The organism is Clostridioides sp. ES-W-0016-02 (genome assembly GCF_020641035.1).
In the GTDB taxonomy this organism is placed as follows: domain Bacteria; phylum Bacillota; class Clostridia; order Peptostreptococcales; family Peptostreptococcaceae; genus Clostridioides.
In genome coordinates this window covers 2,615,635-2,633,536 of the sequence record NZ_CP061361.1, presented here as the reverse complement: position 1 = coordinate 2,633,536, position 17,902 = coordinate 2,615,635, and the positions used below count along the sequence as shown (strand labels likewise).

The following is a 17,902-nucleotide window of genomic DNA, read 5'->3' as shown; positions in this document are numbered from 1 at the left end:
GTTATTTAAATGCAGTAATAATCCCATTATCATGTAGATTTTTAATGATTGTAGCCGCAATAGGAAAGCCAAATAATCCAGCTATTCCAAATAGTTGAGCACCAACAAACATACACATTAGTGTTATTAAAGGATACAGACCAATTTGTTGTCCTACTACTTTTGGTTCTAATATTTGTCTAACAACAGTTATGATGATGTATAGTATTAAAAGCCCTATTGCCAAATGTATATTTCCATTGATTAATGAAATAATCATCCAAGGAGTTAAGATACTTCCTGTGCCTAATACTGGTAAAATATCGACAAGCGCAACTATGACAGATATAGTAAATGCATTTTCAACTTGTAGGATATTAAGACCAATAAGAAGTTCTACAAATGTTACTGATAGTAGTATGGCATATGCTTTTAACAATTTTAAAATAGCATTGATACTACTATTTTTTATATTGATTATCATTGTCTGACTTTTTTCTGGAAACTGTCTTAAAATAAAGTTCACTATTTTTTGATAGTCAAATGTAAAGAAGAAAGAAGCAATTAAAGTTATAATAAGTTTCAACATAAATGCAGGTGTTTTACTTGCAATACTTGCAATAGCATTAAGTGCATTTGTTGAAATAGAGGCAACTAAAGACATCATAGATTGACTGATATTATCCCAACCAAGTATCAATGCTAGATTAACATTAGGTGTACTAGCATCTATCTTAGAAAATAAGGTGTTTAATGTTGGCTGTATACCTGATTTATATATATCAGGAAGTCTAAAAAATATGTCGCTTATACTTGCAAATATTTTTGCACCAAAACTAACTAATAAAAATATTCCTAATCCATAAAAGGCTAAAAGTACTACCGCAGAAATAAATGTACAGTTTAAGTTTGTATTATCTGTAATAAGTTTTATAATAGGTCTTAAAATAAAGGCAATGATAAAACTAATCACAAAAGGCATTAATAATGGAAATAAGAATTTTAAGACAACATATATAATACTTGCTATTAAAACTACATATGTAAATTTAATTATAAAGCTCTTTTGCTTTTGAATGTCCATAATATAAAACCTCCAATGTATTTGATATTATTCTAAATATGGTCTTATTTGTATAAAATATACTACTGTATATTGATTATAAACTATAAAGCTTCTATGTAGTAAATAAATTATGTAAAATTTAGGTTAATTTTGTATAAAGATATACTTTTGTATTTTAAAATTATTAAGCAAATACGAAAAAATATTTTAAATAAATAGCATAAAATTGTGATAAAATTAATTTATAATGTTTGAGCTAAATATAGTAGATAACTTATCATATGATAGAGAATTTTTAAGAGGTGGTAAGATGAAAAACTTTAGAGATTTAGGTGGAAATAAAACAGAGGATGGTAGAACTGTAAAGTATGGTTTATTTTATAGGTCTGCAAAGTTGTCAAATTTGAGTAGGAATGATATAAAGATTTTAAAAGACTTAAATATCAAATATGTATTTGATTATAGGAGTGATGAAGAGGCACGTAAACATCCATCAACAATAATATCAAATATAAAAAATATAAGAATTCCAGCAATGAGAGAATTAGAAGAATCAGGAGGTCGTTTTGGCTCTATCGAAGATATGATTGAGAGTTTATTTGAAAAAGATGGTGCGTTTAATATGCTAAATAATAGCTACTATAATCTACCTGTAAATAATCCTTCATATAAAAAGCTAGTAGAACTTATAAAAGATTACTCTAATTTGCCAGTACTAAATCATTGTACAGCTGGTAAGGATAGAACTGGTGTAGGAAGTGCTATAATTCTTATGATTTTGGGTGTATCAAGAGAAAATATAATGAAAGATTATCTAAAAAGCAATGAGTTTGCAGATAAGGAAATAGAAAGGTTTATAGAATGTAAGCCTAAATTTAAAGATATTCCAAAAGAAAGATTAAATTATATATTTGGTGTAAATGAAGAATATATGAATACAGCCTTTAGAAGAATTGATGAGGAATACAATAGTGTAGAAGAGTATCTATATGGAGAATTTAATTTAAATAAAGAAGAGATAAAAAAATTGAGAAATCAATATCTAGAGTAAAAGGTGATTTTATGAGTTTAAATATAACAGCTAGACAGATAAATATAATAAAGATACTGTTAAATTCAAAAGATACAATGAGTGGACTTGCCTTAAGCCAAGAAATAGGGTGTTCTTCAAAGACTATACAAAATGAAATAAAGGATATTAACAAACAGCTTAAAAATGGTAAAATTTTATCAATAAGAGGTGTTGGTTATAAGTTAGAGGGAAGCTTTGATGAAGTGAATTTAAATAGTAACCTTTATGATGATGTAGATAGGGTAGAATATATAATAAGAAAAATACTAACTTTAAGCAATGAAGAAAAAAATACTATAAGGCTTGAAGATTTAGCAGATTCTATGTATGTAAGTGTTTCAACAGTAAAAAATGACTTAAAAGAAGTCAAGAGGATATTTGATAAGTATTCAATTTCTGTTAAATCTAAGCATAAACAAGGTATATGTATCTCTGAAAATGAAGATAAGATATTAAATTGTATAATTGATTTAAGTAATAAGAGAGACAACCAACTCAGTCTAAATGATTTTTTAAATGACGATATAAAAGAAAAAAAGTTAATAATAAAAAAAATACTATTAGACGCATTAAATGAAAATGGATTAGTACTAACTGATATAGAATTTAAGAATGTATTAAATAATATATTAGTTATTTTGAGCAGGCATAAGTATGATGAAAGAGAGTTTATAAAGGACTATGTAGAAACTTATAGCAACAAAAGAAGTTCAATATTGGAAAATGAACAGAACAAAGAGATTATAATAAATTCGATAAGAACGTTTTGTAAAAATTTAAAGCTAGCTACGTCAATAGATATAAGCAATGATGATATATTTGAAGAATATTTATATAAGCATATTAGTAGCTTGTGTAAGAAAATAAAGTTAGGCATGAATCAATCGCCTATAATAGCACAAGATATTAAAATAAAGTATCCTTTTGCCTTTGAGTTAGCTAATATAGCTAAAAAAACAATAGAACAAGATTTAAAAATAGAAATCAACGAAGATGAAGTTGCAAATATAGCTCTACATATAGGAGGTGCTATTGAGAGGGCATCCTATAATAATAAAGATAAGGTTTTCAAAGCGATAATAGTTTGTACATCAGGTATAGGTACCTCAATGTTAATAAAAGCTAAATTAGAGAATATATTTAGAGAAAAGCTAGAAATATTAAAGGTTATTCCTTCATATCTAGTTGAATATGTAAAGGTTATAGATGTTGATTTTGTAATATCTACTGTACCTATTGAAATAGGTGATATACCAGTAATAAACATCTCTCCAATGTTGAGTGAAAAGGAAATTAAATTAATTGAAAAATATATAGAAACAGGAAATGTATATTTGGATTTAGATATAAAAAACTTATTTGATAGTGCGTTGTTTTTTACTGACTTAGATTTTAAATATAAAGAAGAAGTTATTGATTTTATGGCAAGTGAACTTGTACAAAAAGGTTATATAGATGATGACATGAAAAATTCTTACTTTGAGAGAGAAAAAATAGCAACAACAGAAATAGGCAACATGGTATCTATACCACATGGAGCTATTGGAAAGGTTTATGATAATAAAATAGCAATTGGAATACTAAAAAAACCAATTGCTTGGGAAATATCAGATGTGCGCTTAATAATAATGTTGGCACTTGATAAAGATAAAATATTAGATTATGAAGTTATATTTTCAAACATATACAAAAGAGTAGACTCCATAGCGAAAGTTATAAGCATATGTGAAAATAGCAATTTCGAAAAATTTGTAAACATGTTTAAATAGATATATATAGAACATAGTGTTGTATATACACATGCAAATTTGGATAATATAAAACTAAATAAGATAAAAACGATAAATTTCTCTTTTAATTAAGAGAAATTTTTTGACTTTCAGGGATATTAATATGGAGTTAAGATATAAACATAAGATAAATAAATAAAAAGAGGTGGCAAAATGATTTATACAGTAACATTAAATCCATCAATAGATTATATAGTTGAATTAGATGAATTAAATACAGGAAGTACAAATCGTGTAAATGAAGAATACGTTTATCCAGGAGGAAAAGGTATAAATGTGTCTTGTATACTTAAAGAACTTGGACATGACAATACATCATTAGGTTTTATAAGTGGTTTTACTGGTGAATATATAGTAAAAACATTGGAGGAAAAAAAATTAAAAACAGACTTTATAAAATTGAAAAACGGTTTTTCAAGAATAAATGTAAAAATAAAAGTGTCAGAGGAAACCGAAATTAATGGACAAGGACCCAATATAAGTGATGAATACATCAACCTATTATATAAAAAACTTGATAAATTAAATCAAGATGATATTTTAATATTGGCAGGTAGTATACCATCTACTTTAGATGAAAAATTATATGAAAATATAATGTCTAGACTAGAAGAAAAGAATATAAAAATTGTTGTAGATGCAACAAAAAATCTTCTTCTTAATGTATTAAAATATAAGCCTTTCCTAATTAAACCTAATAATGATGAGCTAGAGGAAATATTTGGTGTTAAATTAAATTCAAATGAAGATATAGTAAAGTATGCTAAAAAGTTAAAAGAAATGGGAGCTGTAAATGTTTTAGTGTCAATGGGTAAAGATGGTGCATTACTGATTACAGAAGATAATGAAGTATTTATAAGTGATGTACCAAAAGGAACTGTAAAAAATTCTGCAGGAGCAGGAGATTCTATGGTAGCAGGGTTTATATCTGGATATCTAAGTACTGGTGAATATGATTATGCTCTTAAATTAGGTGCAGCTTCAGGAAGTGCAACTGCTTTTTCATATGATTTAGCTGAAAGAAAATATATTGATAAATTAGTAAACGAAATATCTGTTAAAAGATTTTAAAAATAACCTAAAAAATATATAGAGAGGAAATGAGAACTTATGAAAATTATAGATTTATTAGATGAAAAATCAATTAAATTAAATTTAAAGTCAAAAAATAAACCAGAAGTAATAGAAGAACTAGTTGATTTAGTTGAAAATAGTGGTAATTTAAATGATAAAGAAAATTATAAGAAAGCAATTTTAGCCCGTGAAGAGATGAGTACAACAGGAATTGGAGAAGGTGTAGCTATTCCTCATGCTAAGACTACAGCAGTTACTAAAGCTTGTATAGCAGCAGCTGTATCAAAGGAAGGTATAGATTATGAATCTTTTGATGGAAGTTTGTCAAATTTATTTTTTATGATAGCTGCACCAGATGGAGCTAATAATACACATCTTGAAGTATTATCTAGATTATCTACAATACTTATGGATGAAGATTTTAGAAATAAACTTATAAATTCAAATTCAGCAAGAGAATTCAAAGAAATAATAGATAAAAAAGAAAGAGAAAAATTCAGTGAAGAATATCAGGATGAAGAAATTAGTAAAGAGGATGTTTTAAATAATAAAGATAAAAATATTAGTAAGTATCCTCAAGTTTTAGCAGTAACAGCGTGTCCAACAGGAATAGCACATACATTTATGGCAGCTGAAAGTTTAAATAAAATGGCTGAAAGTAAAGGTATCTCTATAAAAGTAGAAACTAATGGTTCAGCAGGTGTTAAGAATAGACTTACAAAAGAAGAGATAGAAAATGCTACATGTATAATAGTAGCAGCAGATAAAAATGTTGAAATGGCCAGATTTAATGGCAAAAAAGTTATAAAAACTAAGGTTGCTGATGGTATACACAAAGCGGAAGAACTTATAGATAAAGCTGTAAATGGAGATGCTCCAATTTATCATGGAGAAGAAGGAAGTCACAACGAATCAAGTGAAGAAAACGAAAGTGGATTTAGAAAAGTCTACAAGCATTTAATGAATGGTGTGTCTAATATGTTGCCATTTGTTATTGGTGGAGGTATACTTATAGCTTTGGCATTCTTACTTGATGATTACTCTATTGACCCTTCACATTTCGGTTCAAATACACCAATAGCAGCATTTTTTAAGGGAATTGGAGATAAAGCATTTGGATTTATGTTACCTGTACTTGCAGGTTATATAGCATATTCTATATCTGATAGACCTGCATTTGTTGTAGGTTTTGTGGGAGGAGCTCTTGCAGGAGATGGTGGTTCAGGTTTTCTAGGAGCATTACTTGCAGGTTTTATAGCAGGATATTTGGTAGAAGGACTTAAGAAAATATTTAATGTATTACCAACTTCATTAGAAGGAATAAAACCAGTATTATTATATCCTTTATTTGGAACCCTTTTGATGGGCGTTATAATGACATTTCTAGTAATACCTCCAGTTACAGCAATTAATAATGCTATGGTTGGATTCCTAAATAGTTTAGGTGGAACTTCAAAAATAGTTTTAGGATTAGTGTTGGGTGGAATGATGGCTGTAGATATGGGTGGACCTGTGAATAAAGCAGCTTATGTATTTGGTGTAGCATCTCTTGAATCAGGGCAATTTGAAATAATGGCAGCAGTAATGGCTGGTGGTATGGTTCCTCCACTTGCTATAGCTCTTGCAACTACATTCTTCAAAAATAGATTTACAAAAGAAGAAAGAGAGTCTGGTAAAGTTAACTATGTAATGGGGTTATCATTTGTAACAGAGGGAGCAATACCTTTTGCAGCTGGAGACCCACTTCATGTTATACCAGCTTGTATTGGAGGTTCAGCAGTAGCAGGAGCACTTAGTATGCTATTTAATGCAGCTCTTCGTGCACCTCATGGAGGAGTATTTGTTATACCAGTAGTTACTCATCCACTTGGATATATAGTGGCTATAATTGTAGGTGCTGTAGTTGGAATGATGCTTTTAGCACTACTTAAAAAACCACTAAATCAAAGCGCATAATAACCAAAGAGTATTAAAAGGGATAATTTTAGATATATTTAAATGAAATTATTATAAAATAACTGACTGACATTTAACTGACAGTCAGTTTTTATTATTTAAAAAAATTTACTTAAACTATAGGGTATTTCATTGTCAAATTTTTAAATCAGATGAGAATATCTATTTTATAGTTATTTGTAATACTTTATAGCTTTATAACTAAGTCATAGTATAGCTTTTTACTTGAAAAACTTTCAATTAGCCTTGACTTATATTTTGTGTCATGTTTCATAAATCTTACACCTCATCTTTTAATTAATATTTTAATATTCAATCTTAAATCAAGGAATAAAACTCTACTCTATATGTTCTAAATTAATATTGTATTTTTTTTCACCTTTTATAACTTTGAATTTATCATTTTTATTAGGATAAATAGTCACAACATTGTTTTTGTACTCTGATTGATCACATTTTATATTAAATGGCATAAGCTCTGATTCTCCATATAGATAAGTAACAGGTTTATTATTCTTCATAACGACAATTTGTAGCATATCTCTATCTTTTGGAGAAGATATATTTCTCCATTTATATCCTACAGCTTTATATATATCGTTTGCTGATGTTCCAGACTTAAAGATAAATATTTTATCCCATTCAGGCGGCATTACTTTTGCCAGTCTTATTTCATTATTGTTTTCACTAGCTTTCATAAGTGAAGAAACAAATTGTCCAAATTTCTCATCTTCTTTATTTTTCTCAAATTTAACTAACTCACTGGATTTGTCAACTACACTCCATTTATCGTTATTTTTTTCTAATTTAAAGTTAATTTTAGAAATACATTCTCCATGCTTTCCTGGTTCAGTAACTATAACCTTTTCTCCCAATGTGTTTTTATAATCGTGTTGTTCAATTTGAACATGATTATGCCCTGCAACTATCGCATCAATACCATCAACTTGTTGAGCTAAATCTTGTATTCTATTGCCTGGATTTTTAGGATTTTTAGGTCTTTCACCTGTGTGCGCAACAGCTACTATTATATCTGGACTTTCTTTTTCCATGATTTTTACCCATTTTTTAGCATCTTCTACTAAATCATTCATATATAGTTCACCACTATAACCTTCTTGGTCTTTTAGTTCTAAAGATTTAGAATCTACAAGTTCTCCATTTTCATTTAGTTGTTTTCCTTCACCAACTTCTTTTATAGTAAGTCCTAGAATTCCTAGTTTTACATTTCCTTCTGGTGTATCAATATTTTTTATTATGTATGGTTTTGTATAGCTATCCCCATTTTTCTTATAAGTATTAGCTGATAATACATCTATTTTTTGTTTTTCAAAATCAGATATCATATTGTCTAAATGAAATTTATTAAGAGATATAAATTCATGATTACCAAGAACTACAGCATCATAACCGACTTCTTTCATGTCCTTTGAAATAGGAGTTTCAATATAGCTTTCAGTTTTGTTGTTGTTATCTTTAAGCATAGCATTAGAATAATCATCCATACTACTTCCTAAAGCTACTCCACGGTCAAAGAAGTCTCCAGCATCTACTAAAGTTATATTTTTATCTTTTTCTCTTTGTTCCCTTACATAAGAAGTTAACTCATAAGGGATGTTACCATGTAAATCGGTAGTGGCTAGTACATTTATTTCTGTTGTATGTTTTGAAGTACACCCAGACATTAGCAATATAAATAAACAAGTAATGCCTATAATTATTTTGTTTTTCATAAAACCTCCATTTTACTTTTTCTGAATATTTGTTTTAGTGTCATTAACTACATAATCCCCCTGTAATATCAATAGTAATATATTACTATACAAAAATCAACTATATATTTCATAGACATATAAATTGATAGAGATAAAAATAAAGTTCATTAAATAAAAATCAATTAAAAGTAATCTCAAAAGAATTTTAAAGCATTCTATAAGATTGGTTAACTATAGTATCTTTGAGAAAATGATAAACAAATAATATATAGTCTTGCATTTATTTTTTTATATTATTTATAATAAATAAACCCTATGATGGAAAAACTATTCTTATTTAACATGTAAAGGAGTATTTAAAATGAATGAATCGTATTGGATTTTAAATTCAAGTCCCAAAGAATATGAAAAATTAGGCGAGAATATAAAAGTAGAATGTCTAGTCGTAGGAGGAGGAATAACTGGTTTAACAACTGCATATCTATTAGCAAAAGAAGGTAAAAAAGTAGCACTTGTTGAAGCTGATAAAGTAGGATATGGAACTTCAGGCAGAAATACTGGTAAAGTAACTTGTCAACATGATATAGTATATTCTAAAATAGAGAAAAAATATGGATTAGATAAAGCTAAATCATATTATAATGCAAATAATGAAGCTTTAAAATTGATTGAGAAAATAATCAGTGAAAATAATATAAAATGTGATTTTCAAAGGATTCCATCTTTTGTCTTTACAGAAAAGGAAGAATCTATAAAGGATATTAAAGATGAATACCGTACATGTAAAAAAATAGGCATAGATTGCGAATATTATGAAACTATAAATGATATTCCATTAGATGTAAAAGGAGCTATTCATTTTTCTAATCAAGGTCAATTTAATCCAAAACAATATGTTGATGGTTTGGCAGAAGTAGCAGTAAATTTAGGGCTAAAAATATATGAAAACACGCCGATAGTAGACCTAGAAAAAGGAGCTATATGTAGAGTTAAGACTGGAGATAATAATATAATAGAAGCTGAAAATGTTATAATCTCATCTCACAGTCCATGGTATGATGGGTTGAATTTTTATTTTGCAAAGGAATATGCTGAACGTGCCTATTTAATGGTTGCAGTCCTACAAAATGAATTGCCAGAGGGTATATTTATAAGTATAGATGACCCATCAATAACTTTTAGACAATGTAATGATGAAAATAATAACCTATTAATCTTTGGAGGAGGAGACCACAAAGTTGGTCAAGGTGGAACTGAAGAAGAAATATTTGATGATTTAGAGCATTATGGTAAAGAAGTATTTAAGATAAAAGACTTTAAATGTAAATGGTCTGCTCAAGACAATATGAGTTTTGACAATGTTCCTTATATAGGTTATATCAATAAAAGGGAGAATAATATTTATGTAGCTACAGGATTTTCTAAATGGGGAATGACTAATGGAACTGCTGCAGGAATAATAATAAAAGATTTAATAATAAATAAAACTTCTGACTATAAGGACACTTTCAATCCATCGAGATTAGGTAGTTATTTTTCAATGGATTTTATAAAGGAAAATGCAAATGTAGCGATGAATTATGTAACTGGAAAATTAAAAATAGGTAGTGGAGATATGCCTAAAAGTAGTGGTGAAGGAAAGATTGTTAATATTGATGGAAAAAGATATGGTGTTTATAAAGATGATAGAGGAGATTTTTATATTGTAGATACTACATGTACTCATTTAGGATGTGAACTTAATTTTAATAGTGAAGAAAAAACATGGGATTGTCCATGCCATGGTTCAAGATTTGACTATAAAGGAAACATACTTGAAGGCCCAGCACTTAAGCCATTAAAACTTTATGGTTATGGTGATAATGATGTTAATCCTAAGTTATTATAGAATATAGAATGTTTTGGAAAGGTAAATTATTTATGAATAAACTTTTAAAGCCAATAACCATTTTACTTTATATAGTATATGTTTTATGTGCCATATTTTTTGCTACAAATAGAGCTTTTGGAAATGTAGGTTTAGTAGCAATCAGTTTAATTGGTACTTTTATATTAAGTATTTTAAATAGGCAAAATAAAAGACTTTTGAGCAATGAATTATATATTGTACTTGTATTATTTATAATGTTTGCATCATTATTAGGTACTTGTTTTAATTTTTATGACATAAATTATTATGATGATTTTTTACATTCATGGTCGGGTATAATATCATGTATTGTAGCATTTTCTACAATTAAATATTTTTATATACAAAAAGATATAAGTAAGATGAGTAAAATATTTTTAGTTATATTTGTATTTATGTTTAGTATGGGAGTGGCTAGTTTGTGGGAAATAGGTGAATTTCTAATGGATACTTTTATTGGGACTACTACACAAGCTGGAGGACTAGAAGATACTATGATTGATATGGTAGATGCTTTAATAGGTACAATTATAACCATTCCTTTTATAATAAAAAAATCAAATGCATAGTTTAAAGTTGATTGCAATGGATTTAATTAGTCATATGAAGTCTAAGAAATTATATGACAAATTAAATCCATTTTTTATTGTATATACTTGTATAAGAGATTATATAATTTCTTATATCGTGAAAATAAATTTAAAATATTTAAAAGTGTATATGATTATAAAGACAATATTTTTTATTAAATACAGATATTCTACAAAAAGCATAATATAAATTTTATTTTTTTGTTACAAAATGGAGAAATGTATAGGTATATATATAGATAATAAATATTCTTTGACTTTTGCCAAAACAGAGTCTTTTACTACTATAATTTGAAACTCGTATTTAATGATGTAAATTTGAATCAATTAAATAGTGTAGTAGGTAGAATATTTTTTATACAATACTAATTTTAATGGTACAAAAATTAGTCATTGTATACATATATAAAAATAAATATAAGAAGTAAACTTAATAGGGGGGAACAATGTTAAAAAAAATTAATTTAGAGAGCTGTTTTAAACATGCTATGGAAAAGGGATATAATTATTTAGGTGTGGTTGTAAAAATAGATGAAAATCACAAGGAGCTAATAGTAAATACCAAAAATAATTTTCAAAACAAACTTAAGTATTATAAATTAGCTTATGATGAAAATTTGAATCATAATGTAGCAAATGATATGAGTATAACTGATTTTACATATGGAAATACATTAGCAGATATTGAAAGTAAATTACAAAAAAATTTTATATAAAACAAAAAATATGCTTTTTAATTTAACAAAGTATATCTTATAGAGGGTATATTACATAGTGAATAAGCAAATATGACCCCTCAAAAAATCCGCGTAATACCAACAAATCTAAGAATCCCAAATAAGCTTGTTAGCATTTAAATAATGCTAACAAGCTTAGATATACTAGTCTAAGATATCTCAACTAAGGAAGGAATAATATGGATAAAAGTATAAAGGAAGAGAATATATTGAGTTACAATCCTAATTTAGAAGTAGGGAGATTTGAAAATTTTGAATATACATCAATAGTAAATGAACCTATAACAATTGAGGATTATAAGACTAATATTTTGAAGTCATTTGAAAAGTATCATCCATCAAAAGTAGTATCAAAATTAAATGAACTTATATCATTAATCAAATCCTATTTGAGTTTGATAGAAAATGATGCATATCAAGGTAAGATTACAAAGCAGTATTGTTTTTCTATTACAGAATCTGAACAATATATACTAAAAGAGGAAAATTTTAAAAATTTATATGGAGATTCTAAGTTTGAAAGTTACTTAGAGATATTAAATATAAAAAACGAATTATTAAATATAAGAAAAATCTTTGTAATGGGGATATACACAACTAAAAAAAATGATTATTTATTTGATGATATAGATTCTTCATTTATTAATAAATTGAACCAGTATGAATATGAAAAGAGTAATCATAATATAAATTACTTTTCATTATTTTATGATATTCAAGTTACATTTATTTTATTAGAATACTGTAAGAAAATAGAAAAAATAATTAAAGAATTATATTTGATTGAAAATAGAAAAAAAGGACAACCAATAAATTCAGAAACACATTTTATTCTAAACAAAAAGTTTAACCTTATAAATAAAACTATGAAAAATGACTTATTTAATGAAAAAAGTATACATGGAAATATAGAGGATTCTTTACATAATCTATTTTTAGCTAAACATGATGTAAATACATTTATAAATAATTTTATTAATTTAAGAGATGAATTTAACTTACTTAATGAGATAAAGGAAGATAATCTAAATGATGTAGAAATTTGCATTGATGAGTTAATAAATGCTTGCATGATGTCTGTAATTTATAAAAAAGATGTTTATAATTCACTATTGAATAAGTCAAAGATAAGAGAATTTTTTACTAAATAATTTACAATAGAGAAAAATGGTTGGTATATTCAGAAAATGAAAAGTATTAATAAGGAGGGTGAATATATGGCTGTTAAGCAAAAAAATATTAAGAAGAAAGATAAAGAGGAGCTTTACTCAAAAGCAGTAAAAATAAAATGCTGTTATTGTAGTAAAAAAGAAGATTGTTTATATCAAGCAAGAAAAGAGTTTAGTGAAAGTATAGGTCATATAACCTATTGTACATTAACTCCAAATATTCCTAAAAAACAACGTAAAAAAATAAAACGTTAGTAAAAGGAGAGCATATATGAAGAACTATTTAAAAAAGAGAGTAGGAAATAGAGGGTTTTGGGTTTCTCTAGCAGCAATGATTCCACTTACAATACAATCTTTTGGATATATTGATATACTACCAAAAAATTATTCTGATATAGTAAATTGTCTTTTAGCCTTACTCACAACACTTGGAATATTGAATGACAATTCTACTGAAAACAAGTGGTATTTAGATGATAAGTAATAGATTTTATTGAATAGCTAACATATTTACATTCTAAAAAAACTTTTCAAAAATATTTATAACAAAAATAAAAAATAAAGGAGATAGTATTATGATTTTTAATGATTTGAAGATACCTAGAGGAAGTTCTTTTGACCCAATGCAAGGAGTTAGATCTGTAGATAATATAGATGGGGATGTCACAGAACTTGTTACAGTTGAAGGTGAAGTCGATGTGAATGCAATTGGGGAATATACTTTGAAATATTCAGCTCCAGATAGATCTGGAAATATAACAACAGCAACTAGAATAATAACAGTTATAGATACAGGTGCTCCTGTAATAAGTGGTGCTGATGATAAGACTATAAATTTATTGGAAGAACTAGATTTAAAAGCTGGAGTTACAGCAATGGATGATATAGATGGAGATTTAACTGATTCGATAGTTATAGAAGGCTCAGTGGATAATACTATACCTGGAGACAATAAGATTGTTTATACTGTGGAAGATAAATCTAAAAATAAAAGTACAGTAAATAGAGTAATAACAGTTGTTGATAATGTAGCTCCTATATTATCTGGTGTTGAAGATTGTACTGTAGAATATGGCTCATCATTTGATTCAAAAGCTGGGGTTACTGCTAATGACAATATAGATGGAGATTTAACTTCTAAGATAGTAATAGAAGGAATAGTTAATACTTCTGTTTTAGGAGAACAAACATTAACATATAGAGTTTCAGATGTTGCAAATAACGAAGCAAGTGTTGTGAGAAAAGTTACTGTTGTTGATACTGTTAAGCCAGTATTTTCAGGCGTAGACAATTTAACATTAAATTTAAATGACACATTCAATGCTTTAGAAGGTGTAACAGCTGTAGATGAAGTTGATGGAGATTTAACAGATTTAATAACTGTTGAAGGTGGAGATTTAGTTGATACATCTGTTGTAAAAGAATATCAAGTTACTTATAAAGTATCTGATAAATCATCAAATGAAGCTGTAGTAGTTAGATTAGTATCTGTAATAGATAATATACCTCCTGTATTAACTGGGGTTGAAGATAAAGAGATAGAAGTAGAGCCAATACCTAAAGAAGAAGTTTAATAAATGATGTAGTAGAGGTGAAATTATGAGTAACTTTAATGTCACTTATAGTGCTGGTGGAAACATAGATAAAATAAAAAAAGTTGGAAATATTGAAGAAATAAATAATATAGAAAACATAGAAAAAATAGATAGTCTATCTGAAGTAGAAAACATAGAAACTCTTAAAAACATTGAAAATTTAGAGCAAGTCAAAAATGTGGCAAAACTTGAATCTGTTTCTAATATAGAGAACCTTAATGAAGTTAATACAGTCAATGAAATAAAAGAGATAGGTAGTATAAGGGGATTTGCATCAAAAACACAACCATATAATTATATGAGATTAATAGAAGTTCCAGCACTTAGAGGAGTGTTTGAAGAAGAAATAGTTTTGTCTCCATCTGAAGTTGAGATTCTTGCTATATCTGTTACATGTAGTGGATATGGAGAAAATGACCACTACAATTTATATTTTAATGAACAATTATGGTTTAAAGATTGGTACTTGGGAGAAGTAAAAGAGGGACTTTTCTTAGGTTCATCAACATATGTATATTCAGCACCTCCAAATTCAAGAGTAATTTTAAAATTTCATAATGATAGCGGAACTTCTAAAAAATTATGGTTTGGTATAAGAATGTTAAAAGACCCAGAACCAATTTAGAGATGGAAAGGAAAATTAAATATGTTAAGTAATGAAATAAAAGACTTTGTCTTCCATGAATTTAAAACAGATGCAGACAGTTTTGTAAAAGATTTAGCAAATGTTTTGGCTTTAGGGAATTATACTAAAGAAGTAAAAGATGTATCTGGAAACTTAATGAGAAAATCATTACCTTCAAAAGAAGATTGTTGGAATATAGTGTATCCTAACCCAAATTTTAAACTTATAAAAGGTAGAGAAGTTTCTTCTTTTGATGAGATAAATGCAAGTGAATATGAAATAATAACTAAGGACCAAATTTCTAAAATAACTGATTCTGTTGTTGTGAGAGCTGTAACAAGACCATCTGATAGAATTACTCAGCAAACAACAAAAGTTGGCTCTGATGAAATTTTAAAATATGGACTTCTGGATAATGATATAGAAGAAAATACAGTTATGTATTTGGAAGTGTATTTTCCAAAATATTTATGTGATACAGAATTGGATGACCCTACTCAACAACGAGATGGAAAAACTGTACCAAAAGTTGTAAATCTAAAAACTGGTGTAAAAGATGCGCAAGCTAGAAACTATCATAACTGCTATATGAGAATTTTTGATAATCCAAATAAGGACTATTCTGGTCCAGCAGAAAATGTTATAGATATGGTAACTGGTGATATAGCTGAATTTAATTCTGCTTCATCTGAATGGTGTAAATTATCTTGGTTTACAGATTTTGATGAAAAGTTTAAATCAGAACTTGGTATAACTGGTTCAGATGCTCTTTTAAGAATACCTATTACATCTTCTTTAAATAATAAGACTAAAATAAGAGTACTTGCTAATATACATCCAAATAGAGTGCTTATAAATGTTACAGGTAATCCAAATGTAGATTATGAGGACAATAGATATTTAGTTGGTCAAGCCTATATAGGTTCTATTGATAGTTTTGATTTTGCTAAGAAAGACATAACTGGTAATTTTGGTATATTTACAACTTCTTCATCTGTACCTTCTATACCAAAGTTTAATATTAAATATAGTGAGCCTTTTAATGGAGTCAATACGCTTGGAACTGATGGAGTAAAAACAACTGGAAAAAATGTTATATCAAATGCAGGAGCTAAGTCAGCTTGGGTAAATATAGGTACATTTCCTTGGTTAAATAATTCATTATTTAATACTAGACCTGCAGATACAATAGTAAAATATACATATAATAGAAGAGATATTCCAAGAGATTTTGGTTCAAATATTGCTGGTGGAAAAACAACTATATATGAACCTAGTTTGCAAGTTACAATAGGAGCTTCTGTAAATAATGAATTTGTGGCTGAGTTTGGATTAATGAATCCAAATATAAAATATAACTCATATGGAGTATTTTATATTACACCTAATGCAAGAACTTCTATATCAAGAGAAAAAGTTACTTTTCCATCTGAGCTACCAATAACTATAGATAAACCAATAGTAAAAGACATGACAGTAGAAGTTCAAGTGACTTATAATGAACAAGATTTATATAACTATATTAGAAAGTATGTAGCACAAAATGATGGAAAAGAGCTTTTAAATGACCTAAGTTATTATATATATGGAGCACAAGATGGAACAGTTGAAAGACCAATTTATTTTTATCTAGGTTTTGATGAAGTTGAAGAAAGAACTACTCAAGAAGGTGGTTCGAATAGAGATAAATACGGAAATCTTGTAGATATAAAATACCATCAAACTTATGGTGTGCATACAGCAAATGGAACAACGGACTTTGCAATGTACAAAACAGACTCTGCTGACTATTTTCAAAGTCACTATTTTATGTTCTCATCAACAGAGCAATTCATGAAAAAACATATGTATGGTAAATCAGTATATACAAACGAATACTTTGCAGATAGGATAAAAATTGTCCATAGTGCAGAAGGTGTTCGTGGAGCTTTATCAGGTATGATAGTGATAGATGCTGAATCACTTTTCCCATTTGATGAATTAATAGTAAACAAATCTTTTGAAAAATATGAAGATAAACCAGAAGAAACATATATATACCTTCCATTAACTACACCTTATACTCCTTTTGCAAATTCTCCAAATGAAAGATATGGTGTTGGAGTATTAAAAGAGCTTAAATATAATGAAAGCAATGATGATTCTAGATGTGAAACTGCATTAAGAGAAATACAAGATATGTATAAAGATATCTATTCTTGTACAAATAATGCTGAATCAGTTTATTTTGCTGATAAAACAGACAATGGATTAGAGATAACATGGCATTCTTCTGATACGAATATAGTAAGTTTTTCTAAAGGAGCAGATGTTGAAGAACCTACAATAGAATTAAAAATATCTCCTGAAAATCCAATTTTAAAAGTTGGAGAAAAAAAAGTTCTTTCTTTACTTGAAGGAGAAGAAATAGTAGAGGATGATAACATAATTTGGATTTCATCAAATGAAAATATAGTTACTGTTTCTCAAAAAGGAGAATTGACAGGGATTAAAATAGGTGGGGCAGTTATAACTGCTAGATATAAAAGTAGAAAAGTTCAAACTGAAGTAAATGTAAATTCTACAGATGAATTGGATGAATCAAATTCACAAGAAGACCCTGTTATATAAAATATAATGAGAAAT

Annotated in this window: 15 protein-coding genes; 13 read left to right on the top strand and 2 right to left on the bottom strand. The window is 27.6% G+C overall.

Going from position 1 to position 17,902, the window contains the following annotated elements:
* Position 1: 1 nt before the first annotated feature.
* Positions 2 to 1,063 carry a sporulation integral membrane protein YtvI gene (gene ytvI / locus IC758_RS12580; protein ID WP_227835756.1) on the bottom strand — a complete coding sequence of 354 codons (1,062 nt, stop codon included), beginning with the start codon at positions 1,061 to 1,063 and terminating at the stop codon, positions 2 to 4.
* 292 nt (positions 1,064 to 1,355) lie between these two features.
* Here ytvI and IC758_RS12575 point away from each other — a divergent pair, with 292 nt between their 5' ends.
* The 4 genes from IC758_RS12575 to IC758_RS12560 all read left to right on the top strand — a co-directional run bounded on the left by IC758_RS12575 (position 1,356) and on the right by IC758_RS12560 (position 6,937).
* A complete protein-coding gene (locus tag IC758_RS12575; protein ID WP_227835379.1) occupies positions 1,356 to 2,096 on the top strand; it encodes a tyrosine-protein phosphatase in 741 nt (246 codons plus the stop codon).
* An 11-nt stretch (positions 2,097 to 2,107) separates the two neighbouring features.
* Positions 2,108 to 3,886 carry a BglG family transcription antiterminator gene (locus IC758_RS12570; protein WP_227830690.1) on the top strand — a complete coding sequence of 593 codons (1,779 nt, stop codon included), beginning with the start codon at positions 2,108 to 2,110 and terminating at the stop codon, positions 3,884 to 3,886.
* Between the two features lie 174 nt (positions 3,887 to 4,060).
* Positions 4,061 to 4,978: a 1-phosphofructokinase gene (gene pfkB / locus IC758_RS12565; protein ID WP_227830689.1), complete on the top strand. Its 918-nt coding sequence runs from the start codon at positions 4,061 to 4,063 to the stop codon at positions 4,976 to 4,978.
* A 39-nt stretch (positions 4,979 to 5,017) separates the two neighbouring features.
* A complete protein-coding gene (locus IC758_RS12560) occupies positions 5,018 to 6,937 on the top strand; it encodes a PTS fructose transporter subunit IIABC (RefSeq protein ID WP_227830688.1) in 1,920 nt (639 codons plus the stop codon).
* 338 nt (positions 6,938 to 7,275) lie between these two features.
* Here IC758_RS12560 and IC758_RS12555 read toward each other — a convergent pair whose 3' ends face one another.
* Positions 7,276 to 8,670, bottom strand: a complete 1,395-nt coding sequence (locus tag IC758_RS12555) for a metallophosphoesterase (protein WP_227830687.1) — start codon at positions 8,668 to 8,670, stop codon at positions 7,276 to 7,278.
* A gap of 343 nt (positions 8,671 to 9,013) precedes the next feature.
* On the opposite strand from IC758_RS12555, the gene IC758_RS12550 reads away from it, so the two are divergent.
* From IC758_RS12550 to IC758_RS12510, 9 genes are all read left to right on the top strand, one after another.
* Entirely contained in the window at positions 9,014 to 10,540 is a 1,527-nt protein-coding gene (locus IC758_RS12550) for an FAD-dependent oxidoreductase (protein WP_227437305.1), read from the top strand.
* A 32-nt stretch (positions 10,541 to 10,572) separates the two neighbouring features.
* Positions 10,573 to 11,130, top strand: coding sequence for a hypothetical protein (locus IC758_RS12545; RefSeq protein WP_227860507.1), 558 nt, complete (start codon positions 10,573 to 10,575; stop codon positions 11,128 to 11,130).
* A gap of 467 nt (positions 11,131 to 11,597) precedes the next feature.
* Entirely contained in the window at positions 11,598 to 11,867 is a 270-nt protein-coding gene (locus tag IC758_RS12540) for a hypothetical protein (protein WP_227824105.1), read from the top strand.
* 200 nt (positions 11,868 to 12,067) lie between these two features.
* A complete protein-coding gene (locus IC758_RS12535) occupies positions 12,068 to 13,039 on the top strand; it encodes a hypothetical protein (protein ID WP_227830686.1) in 972 nt (323 codons plus the stop codon).
* A 66-nt stretch (positions 13,040 to 13,105) separates the two neighbouring features.
* Positions 13,106 to 13,312 carry a hypothetical protein gene (locus tag IC758_RS12530; RefSeq protein ID WP_227824103.1) on the top strand — a complete coding sequence of 69 codons (207 nt, stop codon included), beginning with the start codon at positions 13,106 to 13,108 and terminating at the stop codon, positions 13,310 to 13,312.
* Positions 13,313 to 13,328: 16 nt separating this feature from the next.
* The gene (locus tag IC758_RS12525) at positions 13,329 to 13,541 is read left to right on the top strand and encodes a phage holin (RefSeq protein WP_227824102.1); all 213 of its coding nucleotides are present in this window, start codon (positions 13,329 to 13,331) and stop codon (positions 13,539 to 13,541) included.
* A gap of 91 nt (positions 13,542 to 13,632) precedes the next feature.
* Complete coding sequence (locus tag IC758_RS12520) at positions 13,633 to 14,631, top strand: immunoglobulin-like domain-containing protein (protein WP_227835383.1); 999 nt, start codon at positions 13,633 to 13,635, stop codon at positions 14,629 to 14,631.
* A gap of 25 nt (positions 14,632 to 14,656) precedes the next feature.
* Positions 14,657 to 15,277, top strand: coding sequence for a hypothetical protein (locus tag IC758_RS12515; RefSeq protein WP_227830684.1), 621 nt, complete (start codon positions 14,657 to 14,659; stop codon positions 15,275 to 15,277).
* 21 nt (positions 15,278 to 15,298) lie between these two features.
* Positions 15,299 to 17,887, top strand: a complete 2,589-nt coding sequence (locus tag IC758_RS12510; protein ID WP_227845654.1) for an Ig-like domain-containing protein — start codon at positions 15,299 to 15,301, stop codon at positions 17,885 to 17,887.
* Positions 17,888 to 17,902 lie beyond the last annotated feature (15 nt).